Annotated in this window: 22 protein-coding genes; 11 read left to right on the forward strand and 11 right to left on the reverse strand. The window is 73.5% G+C overall.

What is annotated here, in order from left to right; genetic code table 11:
* Nucleotides 1-597: 597 nt before the first annotated feature.
* Nucleotides 598-2,973 carry a HelD family protein gene (locus C1I98_RS09565; RefSeq protein WP_111166723.1) on the reverse strand — a complete coding sequence of 792 codons (2,376 nt, stop codon included), beginning with the start codon at nucleotides 2,971-2,973 and terminating at the stop codon, nucleotides 598-600.
* A gap of 58 nt (nucleotides 2,974-3,031) precedes the next feature.
* On the opposite strand from C1I98_RS09565, the gene C1I98_RS09570 reads away from it, so the two are divergent.
* The 9 genes from C1I98_RS09570 to C1I98_RS09600 all read left to right on the forward strand — a co-directional run bounded on the left by C1I98_RS09570 (nucleotide 3,032) and on the right by C1I98_RS09600 (nucleotide 9,714).
* Nucleotides 3,032-4,231, forward strand: a complete 1,200-nt coding sequence (locus C1I98_RS09570) for an ROK family transcriptional regulator (protein WP_111166724.1) — start codon at nucleotides 3,032-3,034, stop codon at nucleotides 4,229-4,231.
* Nucleotides 4,232-4,389: 158 nt separating this feature from the next.
* Nucleotides 4,390-5,664, forward strand: coding sequence for a family 4 glycosyl hydrolase (locus C1I98_RS09575; protein ID WP_111166725.1), 1,275 nt, complete (start codon nucleotides 4,390-4,392; stop codon nucleotides 5,662-5,664).
* Nucleotides 5,661-6,620: an N-acetylglucosamine kinase gene (locus tag C1I98_RS09580; RefSeq protein WP_111166726.1), complete on the forward strand. Its 960-nt coding sequence runs from the start codon at nucleotides 5,661-5,663 to the stop codon at nucleotides 6,618-6,620. The genes C1I98_RS09575 and C1I98_RS09580 overlap by 4 nt, the downstream gene beginning before the upstream one ends.
* Nucleotides 6,621-6,662: 42 nt before the next feature.
* On the forward strand, nucleotides 6,663-7,037 hold the full coding sequence (locus tag C1I98_RS09585; RefSeq protein WP_111166727.1) for a YciI family protein: 375 nt from the start codon (nucleotides 6,663-6,665) through the stop codon (nucleotides 7,035-7,037).
* A 65-nt stretch (nucleotides 7,038-7,102) separates the two neighbouring features.
* Entirely contained in the window at nucleotides 7,103-7,714 is a 612-nt protein-coding gene (locus C1I98_RS09590; protein WP_306461849.1) for an ADP-ribosylglycohydrolase family protein, read from the forward strand.
* A gap of 64 nt (nucleotides 7,715-7,778) precedes the next feature.
* Nucleotides 7,779-8,054: an ADP-ribosylglycohydrolase family protein gene (locus tag C1I98_RS45305; RefSeq protein ID WP_306461850.1), complete on the forward strand. Its 276-nt coding sequence runs from the start codon at nucleotides 7,779-7,781 to the stop codon at nucleotides 8,052-8,054.
* Between the two features lie 144 nt (nucleotides 8,055-8,198).
* Complete coding sequence (locus C1I98_RS42715) at nucleotides 8,199-8,651, forward strand: hypothetical protein (protein WP_199536828.1); 453 nt, start codon at nucleotides 8,199-8,201, stop codon at nucleotides 8,649-8,651.
* Nucleotides 8,652-8,678: 27 nt separating this feature from the next.
* The gene (locus tag C1I98_RS46325) at nucleotides 8,679-8,822 is read left to right on the forward strand and encodes a respiratory nitrate reductase subunit gamma (protein ID WP_438672073.1); all 144 of its coding nucleotides are present in this window, start codon (nucleotides 8,679-8,681) and stop codon (nucleotides 8,820-8,822) included.
* A gap of 4 nt (nucleotides 8,823-8,826) precedes the next feature.
* Nucleotides 8,827-9,714 carry an HPP family protein gene (locus C1I98_RS09600; RefSeq protein ID WP_199536829.1) on the forward strand — a complete coding sequence of 296 codons (888 nt, stop codon included), beginning with the start codon at nucleotides 8,827-8,829 and terminating at the stop codon, nucleotides 9,712-9,714.
* 18 nt (nucleotides 9,715-9,732) lie between these two features.
* Here C1I98_RS09600 and C1I98_RS44945 read toward each other — a convergent pair whose 3' ends face one another.
* The 6 genes from C1I98_RS44945 to C1I98_RS09630 form a co-directional block, all read right to left on the reverse strand.
* Nucleotides 9,733-9,867: a hypothetical protein gene (locus tag C1I98_RS44945; protein ID WP_267898028.1), complete on the reverse strand. Its 135-nt coding sequence runs from the start codon at nucleotides 9,865-9,867 to the stop codon at nucleotides 9,733-9,735.
* A gap of 303 nt (nucleotides 9,868-10,170) precedes the next feature.
* Entirely contained in the window at nucleotides 10,171-11,040 is an 870-nt protein-coding gene (locus C1I98_RS09610; RefSeq protein WP_111166728.1) for an ABC transporter ATP-binding protein, read from the reverse strand.
* A gap of 1 nt (nucleotide 11,041) precedes the next feature.
* A complete protein-coding gene (locus tag C1I98_RS09615) occupies nucleotides 11,042-11,818 on the reverse strand; it encodes a hypothetical protein (protein WP_111166729.1) in 777 nt (258 codons plus the stop codon).
* Entirely contained in the window at nucleotides 11,815-12,504 is a 690-nt protein-coding gene (locus C1I98_RS09620; RefSeq protein ID WP_111166730.1) for a hypothetical protein, read from the reverse strand. The genes C1I98_RS09615 and C1I98_RS09620 overlap by 4 nt, the downstream gene beginning before the upstream one ends.
* Nucleotides 12,501-13,409 (reverse strand): hypothetical protein, encoded by a 909-nt coding sequence (locus C1I98_RS09625; protein ID WP_111166731.1) that lies wholly within the window; start codon nucleotides 13,407-13,409, stop codon nucleotides 12,501-12,503. Before C1I98_RS09625 ends, C1I98_RS09620 begins: the two co-directional genes overlap by 4 nt.
* Nucleotides 13,406-14,050: an RNA polymerase sigma factor gene (locus C1I98_RS09630; protein ID WP_233507607.1), complete on the reverse strand. Its 645-nt coding sequence runs from the start codon at nucleotides 14,048-14,050 to the stop codon at nucleotides 13,406-13,408. The genes C1I98_RS09625 and C1I98_RS09630 overlap by 4 nt, the downstream gene beginning before the upstream one ends.
* 478 nt (nucleotides 14,051-14,528) lie before the next feature.
* Between C1I98_RS09630 and C1I98_RS09635 the strand changes: the two genes are divergently transcribed.
* A complete protein-coding gene (locus C1I98_RS09635) occupies nucleotides 14,529-15,467 on the forward strand; it encodes a bacteriocin fulvocin C-related protein (protein WP_111166732.1) in 939 nt (312 codons plus the stop codon).
* Between the two features lie 27 nt (nucleotides 15,468-15,494).
* On the opposite strand, the gene C1I98_RS09640 is transcribed toward C1I98_RS09635, so the two are convergent.
* A complete protein-coding gene (locus C1I98_RS09640; protein WP_233507609.1) occupies nucleotides 15,495-16,964 on the reverse strand; it encodes a helix-turn-helix domain-containing protein in 1,470 nt (489 codons plus the stop codon).
* A gap of 238 nt (nucleotides 16,965-17,202) precedes the next feature.
* Between C1I98_RS09640 and aceA the strand changes: the two genes are divergently transcribed.
* A complete protein-coding gene (gene aceA / locus C1I98_RS09645) occupies nucleotides 17,203-18,495 on the forward strand; it encodes an isocitrate lyase (protein ID WP_438672074.1) in 1,293 nt (430 codons plus the stop codon).
* 166 nt (nucleotides 18,496-18,661) lie between these two features.
* Here aceA and C1I98_RS09650 read toward each other — a convergent pair whose 3' ends face one another.
* The 3 genes from C1I98_RS09650 to C1I98_RS44950 all read right to left on the reverse strand — a co-directional run bounded on the left by C1I98_RS09650 (nucleotide 18,662) and on the right by C1I98_RS44950 (nucleotide 21,421).
* Nucleotides 18,662-19,492, reverse strand: a complete 831-nt coding sequence (locus C1I98_RS09650; RefSeq protein WP_111166734.1) for an ABC transporter ATP-binding protein — start codon at nucleotides 19,490-19,492, stop codon at nucleotides 18,662-18,664.
* A gap of 76 nt (nucleotides 19,493-19,568) precedes the next feature.
* Nucleotides 19,569-20,234 (reverse strand): response regulator, encoded by a 666-nt coding sequence (locus C1I98_RS09655; protein WP_111166735.1) that lies wholly within the window; start codon nucleotides 20,232-20,234, stop codon nucleotides 19,569-19,571.
* Nucleotides 20,234-21,421, reverse strand: coding sequence for a sensor histidine kinase (locus C1I98_RS44950; protein WP_111166745.1), 1,188 nt, complete (start codon nucleotides 21,419-21,421; stop codon nucleotides 20,234-20,236). Before C1I98_RS44950 ends, C1I98_RS09655 begins: the two co-directional genes overlap by 1 nt.
* Between the last annotated feature and the right edge of the window lie 24 nt (nucleotides 21,422-21,445).

Here is a 21,445-nt window from a genome sequence, read left to right on the forward strand (position 1 = left end):
GTCCCTTCGCGTCCGGCGCGGCGGCCGGGACGCCTTTGTTGTCTCGCACCACCGAGGAAGGTCTCCCTGCGAAGGGCCCGAGGCGAAGACCCGAGCATGCCAGTCCCTGCACGCTACCGCACCGGCGGCACCGGGCGACGCCCTTGACCTGGGCGAGCCGGGCAAAGGTGGGCACGTACACAGGGTGATCCCCGCCGGCAGGCGGGTGCCGCAAGGATCACCCGGCGCGTACGTGACCAGGCACGGAACGGGAAGAGGGCCCGGAAACCCTTCGGACCGGATCCGTCCCGTCGGCGGCGAGCGCGGAATTCCGTTGTCTACTGGGCGTCCGGGCCCGTCCCGGGTCCAACCCCCCGCCCGGATGGGGTGCCCCGACCCGACGGATCACCGGCCCTGCGCCTGGCTGTACGGACGAAGTCACCCTCCGTCACGGGCGCAGGATCCGGCGATGTCGAAGACGGCCAACCGGCCAGTCCCGTGCTGGACTGCGCAGCAAACTACCGACCTCAGCTCAGATGTCAACCGTGCCCCGATCAGCGGGAAAGCCAAGTTTTAGCAGCCTGGACATGTCAAGCCGACCGGGCAACGGCGGCCATGTCATCGCAAGGCGGGGCGGTCGGGCAAGGCCGACAGGACCGGCGGAAGGTCGCCGGTGTGGACCACGCCGAGCCTTCGGGTGGCGCGCGTCAGCGCGACGTACAGGTCGCTGGCGCCGCGCGGTGACTCGGCCAGGATCGCCGCCGGTTCGGCGACGATCACGGCGTCGAACTCCAGGCCCTTGGCGTCGGCCACGGTCAGCACCGCGGCGGGCGCGTCCAGGGCGTCCGGGCCGGGGCCGGCGACGGCGCCGGTCACCGCGGCGGTGACGGCCGCGCCGACCTCGGCGGCCAGCGCGGCGGGCGCGAGCACCGCCAGCCGCCCGCCGGCGACGGCCTCACTCGCGGCGAGCGCGCCGAGTTCGGCCAGGTCGCCGAGCCGCTGCCGCCACGGTGGCGCGCCGCTCTCGCGTACCGAGCGCGGCGCGCGAAGGCCCGGGCCGATGAGCGTCAAGACCCCCTCGGCGACCGACATCAGCTCGGCGGGGGTGCGGTAGTTGACGCTCAGGGTCTCCACCCGGTGGCGACCCTGGGTGTAGGGGGCCAGCACCTCGTCCCAGGAGGCGGGACCGGCGCTGGTAGCGGTCTGGGCGATGTCGCCGACCACGGTCATCGCCTTGGCCGGGCAGCGGCGCATCACCGCCCGCCAGGCCATCGGCGACAGTTCCTGCGCCTCATCGACGATCACGTACCCGAACGCCCAGGTGCGGTCGGCGGCGGCGCGCTCGGCGGTGGTCAGGTCGTCGGTCTCCTCGCGGTGGCGGGCCGCGAGGCGTTCGGCGTCCAGGACGTCGGCCATGCCGGTCAGCTCCAGCACCTCCCTGGCGTAGGCCAGTTCGCGGTCCTGTTCTTCGCGGCGGGACGCCTGCGCGGCGGCGCGTTCCTCCTCGGCCATCCAGGCGCTGGCCCGCAGCACCTGCTCGTCGATGTCGCCGAGCAGTTCGGCGGCCTCGTCCAGCAGCGGGACGTCCGATTCGGTCCACTCCCAGCCGCCGCCCGCGCGGGGCGCGGCGCGGGTCAGCAGGGCGCGTTCGGCGCGGGAGAGCAGGCCGCCGACCGCTGCCTCCAGCCGTTCGGGGGAGGTGTAGAGGCCGATCAGGAGCTGCTGTGGGGTGAGGTAGGGCCACATGCGGTTCAGGGCGGAGCGCACGGCGGGCTCGGTGCGCAGTTCCTCGCGCAGGTCGGCCAGTTCCTCATCGTCGATCACGCCCTTGCCGAGCCGCTTGGCCCATTGCCGGGCCAGCGCGTTGAGCAGGTGCCTGACGAAGACCGCGCGGGCCTGGTTGTGCGGGCGGCGCGAGCGGGACGCGCGGGCGGCCCCCGCCTCCAGGGTGCGCGCCTCCAGGGTGAGGGTGTGCGACCCGAGGGTGATGGAGAGCGGCTTTCTGGGCACCCGCTGCCGGTCGGCGACCGCGCGGGCGATCACCTTGGCCAGTTTGGCGTCGCCTTTGACCGCGGCGACCGCGTCGGGCTCCTTGGCGGTGGCGCGTACGCCGGGGTACAGCTCGCCGACGGTGGACAGCAGCACGTCGGTCTCGCCGAGTGAGGGAAGCACCTGCTCGATGTAGCGCAGGAACGTCGGGTTGGGGCCGAGGATCAGCACGCCGCGCCTGGCCAGGCGTTCCCTGTGGGTGTAGAGCAGGTAGGCGGCGCGGTGCAGGGCGACCACGGTCTTGCCGGTGCCCGGCCCGCCCTGTACGACCAGCACGCCGTCCAGGGCCGAGCGGATCACGCGGTCCTGTTCGGCCTGGATGGTGGCGACGATGTCGCGCATCCTGCCGGTGCGATCCGCGGTGATCGAGGCCAGCAGCGCCGCCTCGCCGTTGAGGGTGGCCACGTCGTCGTCGGTGAGGTTGTCCACGTCGAGCAGGTCGTCGTCGATGCCGACGACGCGCCGGCCGCGGGTCTGCAGGTGCCTGCGGCGGGTGATGCCCATCGGCGCGGCGGGGGTGGCCCGGTAGAAGGGCTGGGCGACGGGGGCCCGCCAGTCGATCAGCAGCCGCCGTTCGCCGTCGCCGAGGCCGATCCTGCCGATGTAGAGCGAGCCCGTGACCTCGCCCTGCTCCTCGCCGGGCGCTTCGCCGGGGAGCTCTTCCAGTGCCGGGCTCGCGCCTTCGGCGTGGTCGATCCGGCCGAAGCACAGCGCGTGCTCCACGGCCCACAGGCGGGCCAGCCGCTCGGCGTACATCGTGGCGAAGGTGTCGCGCTCGGAGCGGTTCTGCATCGTGCCGCCGCCGCCTTGGGCGAGCACGCCGTCGAGTTGCCGCCGGGTGTGCTCCCGCAGTGCGTCGAGGCGGTCGTACAGCCTGGTGACGTAGGCTTGCTCCTTGGCAAGCTCGCGTTCACGCGCATCGAGATGGCGGGTCGGTTGTGACATCCCCAATACTTTCTCACGGTGGGCAGGCGCCGGCGTCCGGCGTGCGGCAGGTGACCGGGTGACCACGCCCGCTCCCGGCACGCCCAGCCTGCTGCGGGCGATCAACGACCGGGCGGCGCTGAGGGCGCTGCTGGAACGCGGCCCGCTGACCCGCCCGGAGATCGGCGCGATCACCGGGCTGTCCAAGCCGACCGCCTCCCAGATGCTGGCCAGGCTGAGCGCGGCCGGGCTGGTGGTGCTGGACGGGGTCCGGGAGGGCATGCCGGGCCGTACGGCGGAGCTGTACCGCCTCAACCCGGCGGCGGGCTATGTGGCGGCGCTGGACGTCACCCACACGCGGATCGAGTCGGCGATCACCGACATCACCGGCACCGTCGTCGGCGAGCACCGGCTGAGCACGCCGCGCGAGCGGGGCGACGTGGTGGCCAAGGTCCGTGAGGCGCTGCGCGGCGCGCGTGCGGCGGCGCCCGGCGCCCCCGCCCCGCGCCGGGTGGTGATCGGCATCCAGGGCGCGCTGGATCCGGGCAGCGGGCGGCTGGGGTATGCAACGCACATCCCCGGGTGGCATGTTCCCGATCTGCTGGCCACGCTCGGTGAGGGGCTGGGGCTGCCGGTGGACGTGGAGAACGACGTCAATCTGGTGGCGCTGGCCGAGCGGCGGCACGGGGTGGCGCGCGGCTATCACGACTTCGTGTTGTTGTGGGGTGATTCGGGGCTCGGTTCGGCGCTGGTGCTCGGCGGGCGGCTGCACCGGGGCGCGACCGGCGGCGCGGGCGAGGTGGGGTACATGCCGGCGCTCGGAGCGCCGACCATGCGCGAGGCCGGGCGGCACGCCATCCACGGGTTCCAGGCGCTCAGCGGCGGCCCGGCGGTGCGGTCGGTGCTGCGCGCGCACGGCGTGCGCGGGGCGACGCCGGCGCTGGCGGTGGCGGGCGCGGTCCGGGCTGCCGGGGAGGGCGACGAGCGGGCCGCGCGCGGCCTGGGCGAGGTGGCCTCCCGGCTGGCGGTGGGGCTGGCCTCGGTGGTGGCCGTGGTCGATCCGGAGATCGTGGTGCTGACCGGCGGCATGCTGCTGGCCGGTGGCGAGCGGCTGCGCGCGCTGATCGAGCGCGAGCTGCACGCCCTCACCCTGCCCCGGCCGCCGTTGCTGCTGTCCACGCTGGAGGGCAACCCGGTGCTGGCCGGGGCCGTGGAGCTGGGCCTGGACAAGGTCCGCGAGGAGGTCTTCGGCGCGGTCGCGGGCGGTTCGCCGTCCTGAGGCGGCCGCCCGCCGGGGCCCGCGCGTAGTCACAGGTTGGTTGCGAGGACCGCCGTCGTCTTGACGGCGGTCCTTTCGCTGTCTAGTTTCCTCGGATTAGGAAAGTTTCTTAACTGAATGGGGTGTGGAGGCGACGTGACCCTGGCGGGAGCGACCCGGTGAAACTGGCCGTCATCGGGGGCGGCTCGACGTACACCCCGGAGCTGATCGACGGGTTCGCCCGGCTGCGTGAGACGCTGCCGATCGGCGAGATCGCCCTCATCGATCCCGATCCCCACCGGCTCGCGCTGGTGGCGGGCATGTCCGCCCGGATGCTGGCCCGCGCGGGGCACCCGGCGCGGATCACCACCGACACCGATGCGGGGCGGGGCGCGGCGGGCGCGCAGGCCGTGCTGGTGCAGTTGCGCGTCGGCGGGCAGGCCGCCAGGCACGTCGATGAGACGCTGCCGCTGGCCTGCGGCTGCGTGGGGCAGGAGACCACCGGCGCGGGCGGGCTGGCCAAGGCGCTGCGGACCGTCCCGGTGGTCTTGGACATCGCCGAACGCGTCGCCAAGGCCGCCCCGGACGCCTGGATCATCGATTTCACCAACCCCGTCGGGATCGTCACCCGGGCGCTGCTGGACGCCGGGCATCGCGCGATCGGCCTCTGCAACGTGGCGATCGGCTTCCAGCGGCGCTTCGCCGCGCTGCTCGGCGCCGACCCCGGCCGCATCTCCCTGGGCCATGTCGGGCTCAACCACCTGACCTGGGAACGGTCGGTGCTGCTGGACGGCCGCGAGGAACTGCCCGGCCTGCTGGAGCGGCACGGCGAGGAGATCGCCGCCGCGGTGGGGCTGCCCGCCGGGCTGCTGCGCCGCCTGGGCCTGGTGCCGTCCTACTACCTGCGCTACTTCTACGAGCACGACGCGGTGGTCGCCGAACAGCGCGAGGGGCCTCCCCGGGCCGCCGCGGTGGCCGAGATCGAATCCCGCCTGCTTGAGATCTACGCCGACCCGGCCGCCGACACCAAGCCCGAGCTGCTGGCCGGGCGTGGCGGCGCCTTCTACTCCGAGGCGGCCGTGGCTCTCATCGCCGCGCTGCTCGGCCAGGCTCCCGCGCGGCTGGTGGTCAACCTCCGCAACGCCGGCACGCTGCCGTTCCTGCCCGATGAGACGGTCATCGAGGTACCGGCGGAGGTCGGTCCGGGCGGTGCGGTCCCGGTGCCGGTGCAGCCGGTCCCGCCGCTGCTTTCCGGTCTGATCGCGCACGTCGCCGCCTATGAGGATCTGGCGCGCGAGGCGGCGCTGCGCGGCGGCGCGGACCGGGTGACCGACGCGCTGCTGGCCCATCCGCTGATCGGGCAGGCATCGCTGGCCGGCGACCTGGCCGCACGCCTCATCGAGGCCGGCCGCGATCATCTGCCGTGGGCCGGTGACGGGGGGAGCCTGCCGTGAGGACCGTGCTGGCCATCGACGGCGGCAACAGCAAGACCGACGTGGCGCTGGTCGGCGAGGACGGCTCGGTACTCGCGCGGGGCCGGGGCGGCGGGTTCCAGCCGCAGAGCACCGGCGTGGCGGCCGCGGTGGAGGAGGTGCGGCGCACGCTGTCGGCGATGCTGCCCGGCCCGCCGCCCTACGCCGACCATGTGGCCGCCTACCTGGCCGGGGCCGACCTTCCGGTGGAGGAGGAGGCGCTGCGCGCGGAGATGCTGGACCGCGGCCTGGCGCCGCAGGTCGTGGTGGGCAACGACACCTTCGCGCTGCTGCGCGCCGGGGCCTCGGGGCCGTGGGGCGTCGCGGTGGCCTGCGGGGCGGGGGTCAACGCCGTGGGCGTGTCCCCCACCGGCGAGGTGGCCAGGTTCCCCGCGCTCGGCAAGTTCACCGGCGACTGGGGCGGCGGGATCGGGCTGGGCGAGGAGACCCTGTGGCACGCCGTACGGGCCGAGGACGGCCGGGGCCCGGCGACCGCGCTGGCCGAGGTGGTCCGCACCTGGTTCGGCATGACCAGCGTCACCGACGTGGCGCTCGCGCTGCACTTCGGGGAACTGCCGCCGGACCGGCTGACCGAACTTGCCCGCCCGCTGCTGCTGGCCGCCCGCGACGGCGACGCGATCGCGCTGTCGCTGGTGGAACGGCAGGCACAGGAGGTCGTGGTGCTCGCCGAGGTGGCCATGCGGCGGCTGGACCTGCTGGGCACGCCCACCGAGGTGGTGCTCGGCGGCGGCGTGCTGACCGCCCGCGACCCGCTGCTTTCCGGCCTGATCGAGACGGGCCTGGCGCGGTGCGCGCCGCACGCCAAGACCGTGGTGGTGGACGTGCCGCCGATCGCCGGGGCCGCGTTGCTCGGCCTGGACCGGATCGGCGCGGCCCACGCCGCCAAGGACCGGGTGCGTTCCGCGCTGGGGAACTGAGCCGGGCCCGGCACGCCCGGACATGCGGTAGAAGAGTGGGCTATGCGATACATGATCACCCTTCGCGTCACCGCCCAGCCGGACACCCCGCCGCCGGCCGAGCTGATGCGGGCCAAGGCCACCCTGGGCGAGGAGGCCGCCAAATCCGGCGCGCTGCTCGACGACGGCGGGCTGGCCCCCAGCGCGCAGGGCGCCAGGATCGAACTCACCGGCGGCCACATGAGCGTCGCCGACGGCCCGTTCCCCGACGTTGACGAACTGACCGGCTACGCCGTCTACCAGGTCGCCGGCAAGGACGAGGCGGTCGAGTGGGGGTCACGTTTCCTGGCGCTGCACCGCGACCTGTGGCCCGGCTGGGAGGGGCGGGTCGACGTACTGCGGATCTTCGGGCCGGAGGACTTCGGCGCGCCGAGCTGACCGGACGCGGTCGCGCGGCGCGGCCCCCGGGCCGAGCGGGGTGATCGATGCCACAATGGACGCCGATGGCAACCGACCCCATGACCCGCGCGCGGGCCTCCCTGTACGGCCTGGCCCTCGGCGACGCGCTCGGCTCGCAGTTCTTCGTCCTTGACAACCGCGGGGCACTGCTCACCCAGAGCCTGCCCCCGGCGGCGCCCTGGCAGTGGACCGACGACACCGAGATGGCCTGCTCCATCTACCGGACCCTGGCCGACCTCGGCGGCATCGACCAGGACACGCTCGCCGCCCGCTTCGCCGCCCACCAGGACTTCGGCCGCGGCTACGGCCCGGCCACCGGCCGGATGCTGCGCCTGGTCCGAAACGGCGGCGACTGGCGCGAGCTGGCCGCCGGGCTGTTCGACGGCGGCGGTTCGTGGGGCAACGGCGCGGCCATGCGGGTCGCCCCGCTCGGCGCGTGGTTCGCCGGCGACCCGCCGATCGCCGCGGCGCAGGCCCGGGCCTCCGCCGAGGTCACCCACACCCATCCCGAGGCCGTGGACGGCGCGGTCGCGGTGGCCGTGGCGGGCGCGACCGCCGCCGGGGAGGGCCCGCTCACCCCGGGGCGGTGCCGCCGGGCGCACTCCACGACGGCATCGTGCACGCGCGCACCCTGCTCACCCTCGGCGACCCGCTGATCGCCGCCCGGGCACTGGGCAACGGAAACACGGTCGCCGCCCGCGACACCGTGCCCTTCACACTGTGGGCCGCCGCCGCCACCTCGACGACTACGCGCGGGCCTTCTGGGCGACCGGGACGGCCGGCGGCGACGTCGACACCACGTGCGCGATCGTCGGCGGCATCCTCGGGGCGCGCAGCGCGCCGCCCCCCGAGTGGCTGGAGCACTGCGAGCCGTTGCCCGCCTGGGCCCTGACGGGCGAGGACGCGATCCCGCCGCGCTGCACCCCCGCCGCGCCCGCCGCCGGAACGTCAGCGCAGGGTAAGGGCGGCGCGGACGCCCCTGGGCGGGCGCCTTGAGCGCCGTATCCTGGCGTGCCCCGGCCCGGAATCCCGGCCCGGCCGGCCCCGAGAGTTTCACGAGGAAGTCATGAAGGCATTCATCGAGCCTTCAACGACGGATCCTGGTTCTTCACGAAACAGACCTGCTCGCCGGGAAGGCGGGTGACCGCGGTGCCGTCCGGCGGGGCCGGCGGTGGGGGCGGGCACGACGCCGAGCTTGACGCCGGACACGACTCGGCCTGGATGGTGGAGGAGGCGTCCCTGGTCCTGGTGGAGGTGACGCTGGACGCCGTGGCGCAGATGGGCGATCTGTCGCTGACCGCGCTTCGGCTGCCGCTGGCGGCCGACCGGCACGGACCGCTGAGCCTCAGCCGGCTGGCGGCCCAGCTCGGACGGACCATCCGGATTTCGCGCCGGAAAATCGGCCTTTCGCCGTACCGGCGGCGGCGCGAACGGCCACCATGGCCACCACCCGCACACTTTTCGGCAGATCCGGGAGCCGAATTTCGGACTGAAATGAATGCCCTGGCCAGTGAACAGATTCCCTGTGTCAACAGTTGCGCAGCCTGTTCCTGCTCCAGCCCGACGTACCGGCCATGGCCCACGCCCCGCTGACCTTCCAAGGTACACGGCCTGCTGGCGATGGCCCTGTTCGCGCTGTGGCCGTTCAGCCGGCTGGTGCACGCCTTCGCCGCCCCGCTGGGCTACCTGACCCGCCCCTACGTCGTCTACCGGCACCGCGGCGGCGCGCAGCGCGCGGCCGGCGGACGGCCCCCCGCCCGGTGACGGCGTGAGCGCCCTCGCTCCGGCGATCCGCGCCGCCGGGTCCCGCGGCCGGATCGCGCTCCCGACCTGCCTGCAGGCCGGGGTGTGCATCGCCGTGCCGGCCGTGGTGGCGTGGGTCAGCGGCCAGCCGTTCGTGTTCCCCTCGCTGGGGCCGACCGTCTACCTGGCCCTGACCGCCTCCGCGACGCCCGCCGCCAGCCCGCGCAACACCCTGGCCGGGCACCTGATCAGCGCGAGCGCCGGATACCTCGCGCTGGTCGCGACCGGCCTCACCGAGGCCGGGCCGGACCTGTCCCACACCGACGGGCACCGGGTGGCCGCGGTCGTCATCGCGCTCGCGCTCACCTCGGCCGGGATGCTCCTCGGCAACGTGTCCCACCCGCCCGGCGGCGCGACGACCCTGATCATCGCGCTGGGCTTCCTGCACACCCCCGCCCAGTTGGCGATCTTGATGGCGGCCGTCGCCACCACGACCGGCGTGCTCATCACGACCAACCGGCTGTCCGGGCGTCCCTATCCGCTGTGGGCCCCGGCCGCCCCGCCGGCACCGGCCGCAGACCGGTCGGCGGCCGAGGCGGCCTGCCGGGAGGCGGCGCAGGTGCTGGTGGCGGCCATGACCACGACGATGTGGCCGCTGGCCGCGACCCGCGCGGTACACCTGCTCGGACGCGGCGACCCCGAGCGCGAGGCCCGCCTGGCGGTACGGCCGGCCGCCGCGCGGGCCGCGCTGATCGGCCCCGGCCCCAACGGCAGGTCCTCGGTCGTGGACCAGTGGGCCGCCGAGTTCCGCGCCCTGACCCGCGACGAGAAGGTCACGGCCATCACCGTGTCGGTGTTCACCGACGGGCTGAACTCCCTGCTGGCCACCTTCAGGACGGCCCCGCGGCGGTGAACCGCGGCGGCCGGACGGTCACCAGGTGACCGGCAGCGCGCCCAGCGGGCGGGTCAGCACATGCTGCTCGAACCGCAGCCCGGCCGGGTCGGCGGCCAGGCGCAGGCCGGGGAAGCGGGCGGAAAGACCGGCGAACGCCGCTTTGAGCTCCATACGGGCCAAGCGGGGCGCCGATGCAGTACCGCGCCCCCTGGCCGAAGGTGAGGTGGGCGGGGCCGTCGCATACCTCGGGGTAGCCGGTCACCAGCCACGCCGGGTCCCCGGTCGCGGTGGTGATGGCGTGGATCGGGCCTTCGGCCTGCATGCCGCGCAGCAGCGGCGGGGGCGGCAGCGGGCCGGGCTGGTCGAAGGGCATCCGGGCGGGAGCGTGCATGGCTTCCTCCCTAAGGGAGACGGCGGTCGCGTACTCACACGTACGAACACTATGTCGCCGTGCCGCGCCGGGCACCGGCGACCTCAGCAGGGGGCCACCCCCATCAGCGCGAGGTAGCCGTCTTCGAGGGTGGGGCTCACCGGCTCGGCGTGCGGGTGCGGCGCGGCGGCGGCGATCAGCCGGTAGCGGGTACCGGCCCCCTCCGGCACCGCGGCGACGATCCGGCCCTCGGCGGGGGCCGGGCCGCTCGTGGTGAGATTCCACACCCGCCCGGCCGCCTGGGAGACCAGCTCGCCCGTCGCGCCCTGGAAGACCAGCCGCCCCTTGGCCAGGACCGCCAGGTCACGGCAGGTCTGCGCCACGTCCTCGACGATGTGGGTGCTGAGCAGGACGGTGCGGTCACCGGCGAGCTGGGACAGCATGGTGCGAAACCGGATGCGCTCTTCGGGGTCCAGGCCGGTGGTGGGTTCGTCGACGATCAGCAGGCGCGGGTCGGCCAGCAGCGCCTGGGCGATGCCGACCCGGCGCAGCATCCCGCCGGAAAAGCCGCGGAGCTTTCTGTCGGCGTGCTCGCCCAGCGCGACGACCTCCAGGAGTTCGCCGATCCTGCGCCGCCGGGCCGACCGCGCGTCCAGGCCCTTGAGCAGGGCGATGTAGTCCAGGAAGCGGCGGGCCGTCAGGTCGGGGTAGACGCCGAGGTCCTGCGGGAGGTAGCCGAGCGTCCGCTGCACGGCGACGCGCCCGGCGGGCGTGGTGATGTCGTGCCCGCCCAGCACGACGCGGCCGGAGGTGGGCTTGAGCAGCCCGGCCAGGATGCGCATCAGCGTGGTCTTGCCCGCGCCGTTGGAGCCGAGCAGCCCGTACATGCCGACCGGGACGTCCAGGTCGACCCCGTCGATGGCGCGGACCTTGCCCCGGTAGACCTTGGTCAGCTTGGAGGTCTGGATGCGCATGTCAGGATTCACTCCGGATGGCGTGCAGGCGGACCAGGACGAGCATGGCCGCGGCCAGGGCGATCATCACGCCCACCCACAGCGCGGCCGACAGCGGGGTGGCCTCGGGGCGCAGCACGTCGAGCGCCGCCTCCGGCCGGGGACCGAAGCCGCCCTCGAACCAGCCGCGGGCGGCGTACTCGCCGGTGGCCGACAGCACCGTGTGGGACAGCGTGGGCATCATGGTGACCGGGATGAGGTTGCCCCAGAACCAGTAGGCCACGAACAGCACCCGGAACAGCAGCGGCGGGACCAGCAGCGGCCCGGCGAAGGCGAGCGCCCCGAGGAAGGCCAGCCCGGGGGCGATGACGCTCAGGAAGACCACCAGCGACCAGCCGAGCGCGGCGGCCTCGCCCTCGATGACGGCGTAGCCCGCCGCACGGCCCAGGAAGATCGCCAGGAACGGCGTGGCCGTCGCGGCGCACACCCCGAGGTACTTGCCGAGCAGCCGCCCTGTGCGGCCCGCCGGGATCGCGCTCAGCACCCCGTCCACGCCGAGCGCCCGGTCCCGCCCCGGCCGGTCGGCGATCATGCAGCCGTAGACCATGGGCAGCACGGCGATGAGGATGTCGGCCGCGCTCAGCATCGCCGATCTCGGGTCGCCGGGGTCGCGCCCGCCCAGGTCCAGCGACCAGAACGGCAGCGTGGCGGCGGTCACCGCGAAGACCAGCAGATACACCAGCCACAGGGTGGGGCGGCGGACCTGCATCAGGTATTCGTAACGCATCGTGGCGGTCATTCCGCGGCGCCTCGCAAGATCCGCTCGGGCCTGCCCAGCAGTACCCAGGCCGCCAGGCCCATCGGCAGCGCGGTGGCCAGCAGCGTCAGCCGGTTGGCCGGCCAGTCCGGGACGGGCCCGCGTGTGGTGGCGAACAGGAACACATGCCGCAGCACCCGATCCTCCACCAGGAACTCGGCGAAGATCTGCTGGAACGTCCACAGGAAGCCGACCAGCGTGGTGGCGGCGGGGACGCTGCGCGACATCGCGGCGGAGCAGGCCCCCAGGGCGGTGGTCCACACCGCCGGGGCCAGCCACACCAGTTGCCCGTCCGGGCCGGTGAACGCGGGGTCCCACCAGCCGGTCGCCATCAGCAGCACCGAGCAGCCGGCGGCGCACACCGCCGCCCAGCACATCACCACCGCGACGCGCCGCGCCACGGCGACGCGGTAGGCCGAGGGGCAGGTCAGCCGTAGCTCGGCGGCGCGGTCGCGGCCGGTCAGCGTGGCCGCCGCGATCCCGGTCAGCAGCGGCAGGCCCATCTCGGCCGCGCCCATCAGGAACCACCGGGTGTTCTCCTGCGCCGAGCCGATCCGCGTGCCCAAGGCGGCAAGCAGCAGCATGGCGGCGACCAGTACGAGCGGCCCGAGCAGCGCCGGCAGCCCGGCCCGCCGGACCTCGTGCGCCCACAGCGCGATCGGCCTCACGACGACCGCGTGGCGCCGGGGACGCGCAGCGGCTCGATCCTGCCGGCCAGCAGCACGGCGGTCGCCGCGAACAGCGCCGCCAGCCCCAAGGTGACCGGCACGTTCTCCCACACCCGCCCGAAGACGGGCGGTACCGGAAGCCCGGTGCGGGCGAGCATCGGCAGGCTCCACACCACCAGGGCGACCGCGATCGCGCCGTCGGCCCTCCACCACACAGAAAGCAGCAGGCTGAGCGCGGCCAGCAGCGCGGCCGGGCCGAGCCAGGCCAGGACCAGGCCGCACAGGCCTTGCGGCGCCGCGCCCATGACGGTCAGCAGCGCCGAGCCGAGCAGCGCCACCGCCAGATCGAAGCCGAACAGGCAGGTCACCCTGGCCAGAAGGATCACCCGTGGCGATGTGGGGGTGGCCCTGACCAGCTCGAACGCCGGGTCGCGGTCCGGGCTGTGCAGCCCGGCGACACCGAACCCGGTGACCAGGGGCACGGCCAGCCCGAGTAGCACCTCGGTGAGCTCGACCCTGACCAGCGCGACCGCCACGCACCCGGCCACGGCCAGGAAGGAGGACAGCAGGACGGCGGTGGACAGCAGCCGGGCCTCCATGACCAGCAGCCGCCAGGCCCGCCGCAGCGCGGGGCCCTCGCGGCGCGGCCGGTCCCGCGAGCCGTCGCCGATCCTTTCGCCGTTCTTGCCGCCGATCCGTTCATCGGCCGGTTCGCCGCTCCTTTCGCCGGCGCAGGGCCGCGCGCCGGGCGGGACCTCACCGCATTCGGGCGCCCGCTCGCCGGGGTCGCCGTCGTACCCGCGGGCCAGCGCCGAGGCCAGCAGGACGGCGCGGACCATGTCGGAGGCCGCCGGCGGCTGCGGGATGCCGTCGCGGATGCCCGCGAGCTCGGGCCAGTCGTTCACGCGGGCCCCCTCAGGATCGCGCGGGCATGATGCAGGCGGCTTTTGACGGTGCCGACCGGAATACCCAGCACTTCGGCGATCTCCCGCTGGCTCAGGTCATGGACCAGCAGCAACACGACGACCTCGCGATGCGGCAGCGGGAGCCGGGCCAGCGCGGACTGCACCTGGTCACCGCCGACGGCCAGTTCCTCCGGGCCGGGCAGCGGGTCCGGTCCCTCCCTCGGCTCGGCCGCGATCGGCGGCGGCATGCCGCGCAGCCGGTTGTGCGCCTGCCTGCGCGCCACCCCGAACAGCCAGGTGCTGACGCTGGAGCGCTGCCGGTAGCTCGCCGCCGAGAGCCACACGGCCATCACGGTGTCCTGGAGGATCTCCTCGGCCGTTCCACGGTCGCCGCAGAGCCGATACAGGAAGGCGAACAGTGGACCGGAATACCGCTCGTAAAGGTCGGCCAGTGCCCGGGCGTCGCCGTCGGCGATCCTGGCCAGCACGCGGATGTCACTCGCGGCGGCACGGTCGTCGCGGCGGGCGCGCGCGGCCCGCGCGGACTGCCCGTCGGAGGCATGGACCAGCGCCGTCCGCACGCGCGGCCGGTGGTCGATCCGCCCGGCCCACCCCGGCATCTTCTCGGCTCTTCCGTCCATCGCAGGTATGTAGCGGGCCACCGGCGCCGAGGTTCACCGATCGTGGATCTCATCGGGGCGGGTCACCGGAGAACGCCGGGGCGATAACGACCGGCCCGATACGATTCGGGGGCGAGCATATCGTCGGCAGAACGCCACAGAAAAAGGAGCGGCGGAATTGTCCGGGCCCGCCCGCCCGAAACCGGTGGCGGCGGTCAGGAAATCACGGAGCGCCACTTTCCTTTCACCCTGCCGACTGTGATGTGGATCACAATAAATTCGGACTGGACTCGCCAGATCATCCGTTGCATGATCAATCGACCACAGAGCCACCAAAAGGGACTCGAACGGCACAAGACGCACGCCCTGACAACCCATGTCATCGTGCCCGAATTCACGTGCCCGCGGGCGAATGCCGGCACGGCCGTACAGGGGTCTCGCCCGCGCCAACCGACGTTCTGAAAGGACAGTCTTGCGTTCTCCGGACACGCATTGGGTCATGGCGTTCGACGCCTCCTGCCGGCAGTGCCGCTCAGTGGCGGACCAGATCGCGCACAGCAGCGATCACCGCGTCCATGTGCTGCCGCTGAGCCATCCCGACGTGGCCGGATGGCGGGCCCGGGCCCGCTGCGGCGCCGCTCCCGACGCCCCCACGCTGATCAGGGTGCGCCCGGACGCCGTGCGCGCGTGGACGGGCCCCGCCATGGCGCTGCGGCTGGCCCTTCGGCTGGGGCCGCGCTCGACACTGCGTTTTCTGAAAGCGCTGGGCGCCCTCTGCAAAGGCGTTCCGGGGCCTGCCGGCCGGCCGGATGCCGGTGCCATGAGCAGAGGGCGGTTCTTCCGCCTGGCCGGCCTGGGCGCGGCGGCGCTGTTCGTCTTCGGAAAAGTCTCCCCCGCCCACGCCGAAACCGCCGGGGCGGCCGAATGGGTGCGGGCGAACAATGGCCGTCTTCCCCGGGAGTACCCCGATTTCATCGGCCACGATCCGACCCGCCGCCGGGCCGTTTACCGCGAACTGGGCCCGGCCGAGCGCAGCCGCCTTTGGGTGGCGCACCTTCGCGAATACCGCGCCGCGCACCCGGCGCCGACGGCCGCTCAAAGCGCCGTACTGGAGGATGCGATGAGCGCGGCCGCGGAGGAGTCCGTTTTCGCCGCCGGGGAGGACCCCGCGCTGGACGCCCGGCTCGCGGCGCTCCGGCAGGCCGCCACCGAGGCGTTCGGCGGGGACGAGGCCCGGGCGCTGCTGGCCACCCTGGGCCCGGCCGATCCGGTCGGCCCACCGGCGGCGGCCACCTGCGGCTGCTCCACCCTGGACGACTGGTGCGCCACCGGCAGCGCCTGCCGGGGCTGCGCGAACTGCTCCTCCTGCTACTGCACCTGCACCGCCAGCGGATGCGGCACGCTGTGGCGCTACCGCTGCAACGGCAACTGCGGCTGAGGCGACGCGCCTGATCCCGCGGGCAGGTCAGCCGGCGGCGTGCCGCTCCAGGAAGGTGTAGACGTCGGCCTCATCGACGCCCGGGAAGGAGCCGGGCGGCAGGGCGGCCAGGACGTGGGAGTTCGCGCGGGCCGAGGGCCAGGCGTAACCCTCCCAGCGCTGGGTCAGCTCCGGCGGCGGGCGGCGGCAGCACTCGCCGTTGGGGCAGGCCGACTTGGTGCGCCGGGTCGTCTCCCGGCCCCGGAACCAGCGCGACTCGCGGTACGGCACGCCCAGCGTGATCGCGAAGTCGCGCTCCCGCGAAGGGTCCACGTGCGCCATGCAGAAGTAGGTGCCGGTGGCGGAGTCGGAGTACTGGTAGAAGACCGAGAACTTGTCCGGTGACTGGAAGACCTGGCGGCCCGACCAGCGCAGGCACATCCGCTGGCCCTCGATGGCCCCCTGCTCGTCGGCGGGGAAGACGATGCCGTCGTTCTCGTAGGCCTTGTAGATGATCCCGCCGGCGTCGTTGCGCACGAAGTGGCACACCAGGTCGAGGTGGTGGGTGGCCAGGTTGGTGAACCGGTGGGCGGCCATCTCGTAGGAGACGGCGAAGACGTCGCGCAGGTCTTCCACCGACAGCGCGCGGTCCTCCTTGGCCTCGCGCAGGTAGGCCGCCGCGGCGTCCTCGGGCACCAGCAGCGCGGCGGCGAAGTAGTTGGCCTCGGTGCGCTGGCGCAGGAAGTCGGCGAAGTCGCGCGGCCGGTGGTGGCCGAGCGCGAGATGACCGAGGGTCTGCAGCAGGATCGTGCGCGGGCTGTGCATGCCGAGCTGCTCGTTCTTGACGTAGATCCGCCGGTTGCGCTGATCGGTGATGGAACGCACGGTCCGCGGCAGGTCCTGGGCGGTGTGCACGGTGTAGCCGAAGTGGGTGACCAGCGCCTGGACGGTGCTCTGCGACAGCGCGCCGGTGCGGTAGCCGACCGCCGACAGCGCCTCGGCCGCGGCCTTCTCGATCTCGGGGAAGTAGTTGTCCCGCTCGCGCTGCTTGCGGCGCAGCTCGGCGTTGGCCGCCCTGGCCTCCTCCGGCGTCGCGGTGCCCCTGGCCTCGCGCGAGCGCAGCTCCTCGTACAGGGCCAGGATGTGTTCGAGGACGTCGTTGGGCACCCGCGCGGAGACCTTGAGCCGGGGCAGGCCGAGCCGGGCGTAGAGCGGGTCGCGCTGGGCCTCCTCCAGCGCGATCTCCAACTGGGCCCGGCGGTTGGGGGCCTGGCGGCGCAGGAGTTCCTCGACCGGGACGTTGAGCGCGGCGGCCAGGGACTTCAGCAGCGACAGCTTGGGCTCACGTTTGCCGTTCTCCAGCAGGGAGAGCTGGCTGGGTGCGCGGCTGACCCGCCCGCCCAGGTCGGACAGGGTGAGCCCGCGCTGTTTACGCAGGTGGCGCAAGCGCTGCCCGAACGCGATGAGATCGAGCTCCTGCGTCAAAGACAGCGGTTCTTCGCTCACCAAGGGTGCCATGCACCGATCCTAAGCGAAAATTCGCCGCATCTTCCACTACCGCCCGCCGCACTGGGGGCCTGGCATCGGATTGGTCTAGTCCATAGCGGAAACTTACTATTTCTTCACCGCCCAAGGCAGCCCAATCTTCTCTAGAACAGAAGATCTGACGTTCTTTCTCTCAGAGGGTCTGTTAACGAGTCCGGCATTCTGCCCAAACTCATAGCAAGCACCCAGGGGACGAACAAGGAGCTGACTCATGATGAATCGCCTCAAGGGAGCGGCCGAAGAACTCCGGCACGAGTGGGAGGCCGACCCGCGCTGGGCCGACGTGGAGCGCACCTACGGCGCCGAAGACGTCATCAAGCTGCGCGGATCGGTGCAGGAGGAGCACACGCTGGCCCGGCTCGGCGCCGAGCGCCTGTGGAACCTGCTCAACACCGAGGACTACGTCCACTCGCTCGGCGCGCTGACCGGAAACCAGGCCGTCCAGCAGGTCAAGGCCGGCCTGAAGGCGATCTACCTGTCCGGCTGGCAGGTGGCCGCCGACGCCAACCTCGGCGCGCAGACCTACCCCGACCAGAGCCTCTACCCCGCCAACTCGGTGCCCGCCGTGGTGCGCCGGATCAACAACGCGCTGCTGCGCGCCGACCAGATCACCTGGTCGGAGGGCGCCACGGACGCCCCGCACTGGCTCGCCCCGATCGTCGCCGACGCCGAGGCCGGATTCGGCGGCGTGCTCAACGCCTTCGAGCTGATGAAGGGCATGATCGCCGCCGGAGCGGCCGGCGTCCACTGGGAGGACCAGCTCGCCTCGGAGAAGAAGTGCGGCCACCTCGGCGGGAAGGTTCTCATCCCGACCGGGCAGCACATCAAGACGCTCAACGCCGCACGGCTGGCCGCCGACGTGTGCGGCGTCCCCACGATCATCGTCGCCCGCACCGACGCCCAGGCGGCGACGCTGCTGACCAGCGACGTCGACCCGCGCGACCAGGAGTTCACCACCGGCGAGCGGACGGCGGAGGGCTTCTACCGGGTCCGCAACGGCGTCGCGGCCTGCATCGCCCGCGGCCTGGCCTACGCCCCCCACTCCGACCTGCTGTGGATGGAGACCTCCACCCCCGACCTGGACGTGGCCCGCACGTTCGCCGAGGCGATCAAGGCCGAGTACCCCGACCAGATGCTCGCCTACAACTGCTCGCCGTCCTTCAACTGGAAGCGCCACCTGGACGACTCGACCATCGCCAAGTTCCAGCGCGAACTGGGGCACATGGGGTACAAGTTCCAGTTCATCACGCTGGCCGGCTTCCACTCGCTCAACTACTCGATGTTCGACCTGGCCAGCGGCTACGCCGAGAACGGCATGCCCGCCTACGTGGGCCTGCAGGAGGCGGAGTTCGCCGCCGAGGAGCGCGGCTACACCGCCACGCGCCACCAGCGCGAGGTCGGCACCGGGTACTTCGACCTGGTCAGCACGGCGATCTCGCCCGACTCCTCGACCACCGCGCTGCGCGGCTCCACCGAGGAGGAGCAGTTCGACATGGCCCACTGAGGGCCCTGACGGAAGGCTCGCAAGCGGGGCTCACCGAGACGACGATGTGATGGGGGCCGGTCCCGGGCCGATCAACGGCTCCCCTTTCCGGGACCGGACCCACCGGCCGGGAGCGGCTCCGCCGTGACGGAAGGCAGGGCACATGTCCCCGCCACGGCGGAGCCGTTCACATGCGCAACGCGCGCACGTACCAGCGGCCCTCCACCCGGTCCAGGGCCAGCGGGCGGCCGAAGCACTCCGACAGCCACGCCCCGGTCAGGACGTCGCCCACCGCCCCGGCGGACAGCACCCGGCCCTCGCGCATCAGCAGCGCGTGCGTGGTGGTGGCCGGGACCTCCTCCAGGTGATGGGTCACGGTGACCGTCGTCAGCTCCGGGCGGGAGCGCGCCAGGTCCTCCACCGCCACGATCAGATCCTCGCGGGCCGGAAGGTCCAGCCCGGCCGACGGCTCGTCCAGGAACACGATCGCGGGTTCGGCCATCAGCGCCCGCGCCACGCGGATCCGGGCCCGCTCGCCCTGCGAGCACACCCCGAACGGCCGCTCGGCGAGGTCCTTACAGCCCAGCTCGGCCAGCAGCCGGTGCGCCCGCTCGTGCTCGGCGGGGCCGTACCGGTCCCATAGCGGGGCCGCGGTGCCGGTGTGCCCGGTCAGCACCACCGTGTGCGCACTGGCGTGCTCCTCCTCCATCAGCGCCTCGTCCACCAGACCCTGACTGGCCGCGACGAGGCCGATGTGCCGGCGCAGCTCGCGCAGGTCGACGCGGCCCAGCCGATGGCCGAGGACACGGGCCTGACCTGTGGTGGGATGGCGCACCGAGGCGGCCACCGACAGCATCGTGGTCTTGCCCGCGCCGTTGGGGCCGAGGATCACCCAGTGCTCGCCGTATCCCGCCCGCCAGTCGATCTCGCTGATCAGCCACCGCCCGCTCACCCGTACGCCGACGCCGGAAAGCTCCAGCGCCGCGCCCGTACGGTCCGGGACGATCTCCTCCCTCATCGGCCCTCCTCATCCGGGGTTCGGTACCGATGCAGGATAAGCGGTCCCGGCCGGGCGCCCCGACGCGGCCGGTCCTTCAGCCGAGCCAGCCCGGCGTGATCAGGCCGCCCTCATAGGCCAGCACCACCACCTGCGCCCGGTCCCTGGCCCGCAGCTTGGTCATGATCCGGCTCACGTGGGTCTTGACCGTGGCGGGACTGAGCACCAGCCGCGCGGCGATCTCGTCGTTGCTCAGGCCCGAGCCGATCAGCGTCATCACCTCGCGCTCCCGCTCGGTCAGCCCGGCGAACCGCGGCCCCGGCACGGGCCGCCGGACCCGCCCGGCGAACTCCGCGATCAGCCGCCTGGTGATCGACGGGGCGATCAGCGCGTCGCCGCGGGCCACCACGCGCACGGCGTGGATCAGCTCCATCGGCTCGGTGTCCTTGACCAGGAACCCGCCCGCGCCCGCCTTCAGCGCCCCGTAGACGTAGTCGTCCAGCTCGAAGGTGGTGAGGATCACCACGCGGACCGACTCCAGCCGGCCGTCGGAGACGATCTTGCGGGTGGCCTCCAGCCCGTCCAGGCGCGGCATCCTGATGTCCATCAGCACCACGTCGGGACGCAGTTCGCGGGCCAGCCGCACGGCCTCCTCGCCGTCGCCCGCCTCGCCGACCACCTCGATGTCGTCCTCGCCGGTGAGTATCGACCGAAACCCGGCCCTGACCAGCGTCTGGTCATCGGCCAGCAGCACCCGTATCATCACGCCCCCCGTACCGGCAGCCGGGCGCTGACCCCGAAGCCGCCGCCCGGCAGCGGCCCCGTCGCGAGGTCGCCGCCCAGCGCCGCGGCCCGTTCGCGCATCCCCCGGATCCCGTGCCCGGCGGGCCCGGGAACGGCCGACCCGTCATCGCCCACCCGAACCGTCACGTGATCGCTCCCGTCGTCGAACTCGATCTCCACCGCCGCCGAACCGGCCCCCGAGTGGCGGGTCACGTTGGTCAGCGCCTCCTGCACGATGCGGTACACGGCCTGGTCCACCTCGGGCGTGAGCACCGGCACCGACGCCTGGCCGCACTCCACGCGCAGCCGTACCGCAAGACCGGTCTCCCGCGCCCCGGCGATGAGCCGGTCCAGCGCCGCCATCCCCGGCCGCTCGGCCCTGCCCACCTCGGCCCTGCCCACCTCGGCCGTGTCCGCCCCGGCCGCCTCCATCGCGACCGGCGGAACGGCGGGCGGCCCGGTCGGGGCCCGCTCGTCGGCCTGGCGCAACATCCCCAGCGTGGCGCGCAGGTCGCCCAGCGCCTCCCGGCTGGCCTCCTTGACCGCGGCCAGTGCCGACTCCGCGCCCTCGGGATGCTCCCCCAGCCGGTGCAGCGCCGCCGCGGCCTGGACGTTGATCAGCGACAACCGGTGCCCCAGCGCGTCGTGCAGGTCGCGGGCGATGCGCAGCCGCTCCTCGGCGCGGGCGCGCCGCTCGGCCTGCGCGATCGTGCGGCCCCGCTGCCGGGCCACCGCGCCGGCCGCCACCGCGGTCAGCAGCCAGCCCACCGCGCGGAAGATGTCGCCCCGGGAGGCCCCCGTCGACTCGAACCAGACCAGCCCGGCGACCACCGCCACGATGAACGCCGCGGCCACCGCGATCCCGCGCGACTCGGCCAGCGTGTAGAGCATCACCATGTACGCCAGCACCATCGGGTTCATCGGGTTGCCGAGCGCGAAATAGGCCAGCGTCACCGCCAGCACGACCACCGACGCCCCGACCGGCCACCGGCTGCGGGCGGGCACCGCGGCCGCCGCCGCGACCACCAGCGCGAAGCCGTACGGCCACGCCGGACCCGACGCGCCGGCGACCCCGGCCACCACCGCCCCTGCGGCGATGCCGGCCGCGATCAGCAGATCCGCGCGCAGGCCGCGCGGGGGCCACCATCGCCGATACGCGTCGCTCACCACGTCCGGAAGCCTATGGGCAGA

The sequence above is a fragment of the Spongiactinospora gelatinilytica genome (assembly GCF_003236385.1).
In the GTDB taxonomy this organism is placed as follows: Bacteria; Actinomycetota; Actinomycetes; order Streptosporangiales; family Streptosporangiaceae; genus Spongiactinospora; species Spongiactinospora gelatinilytica.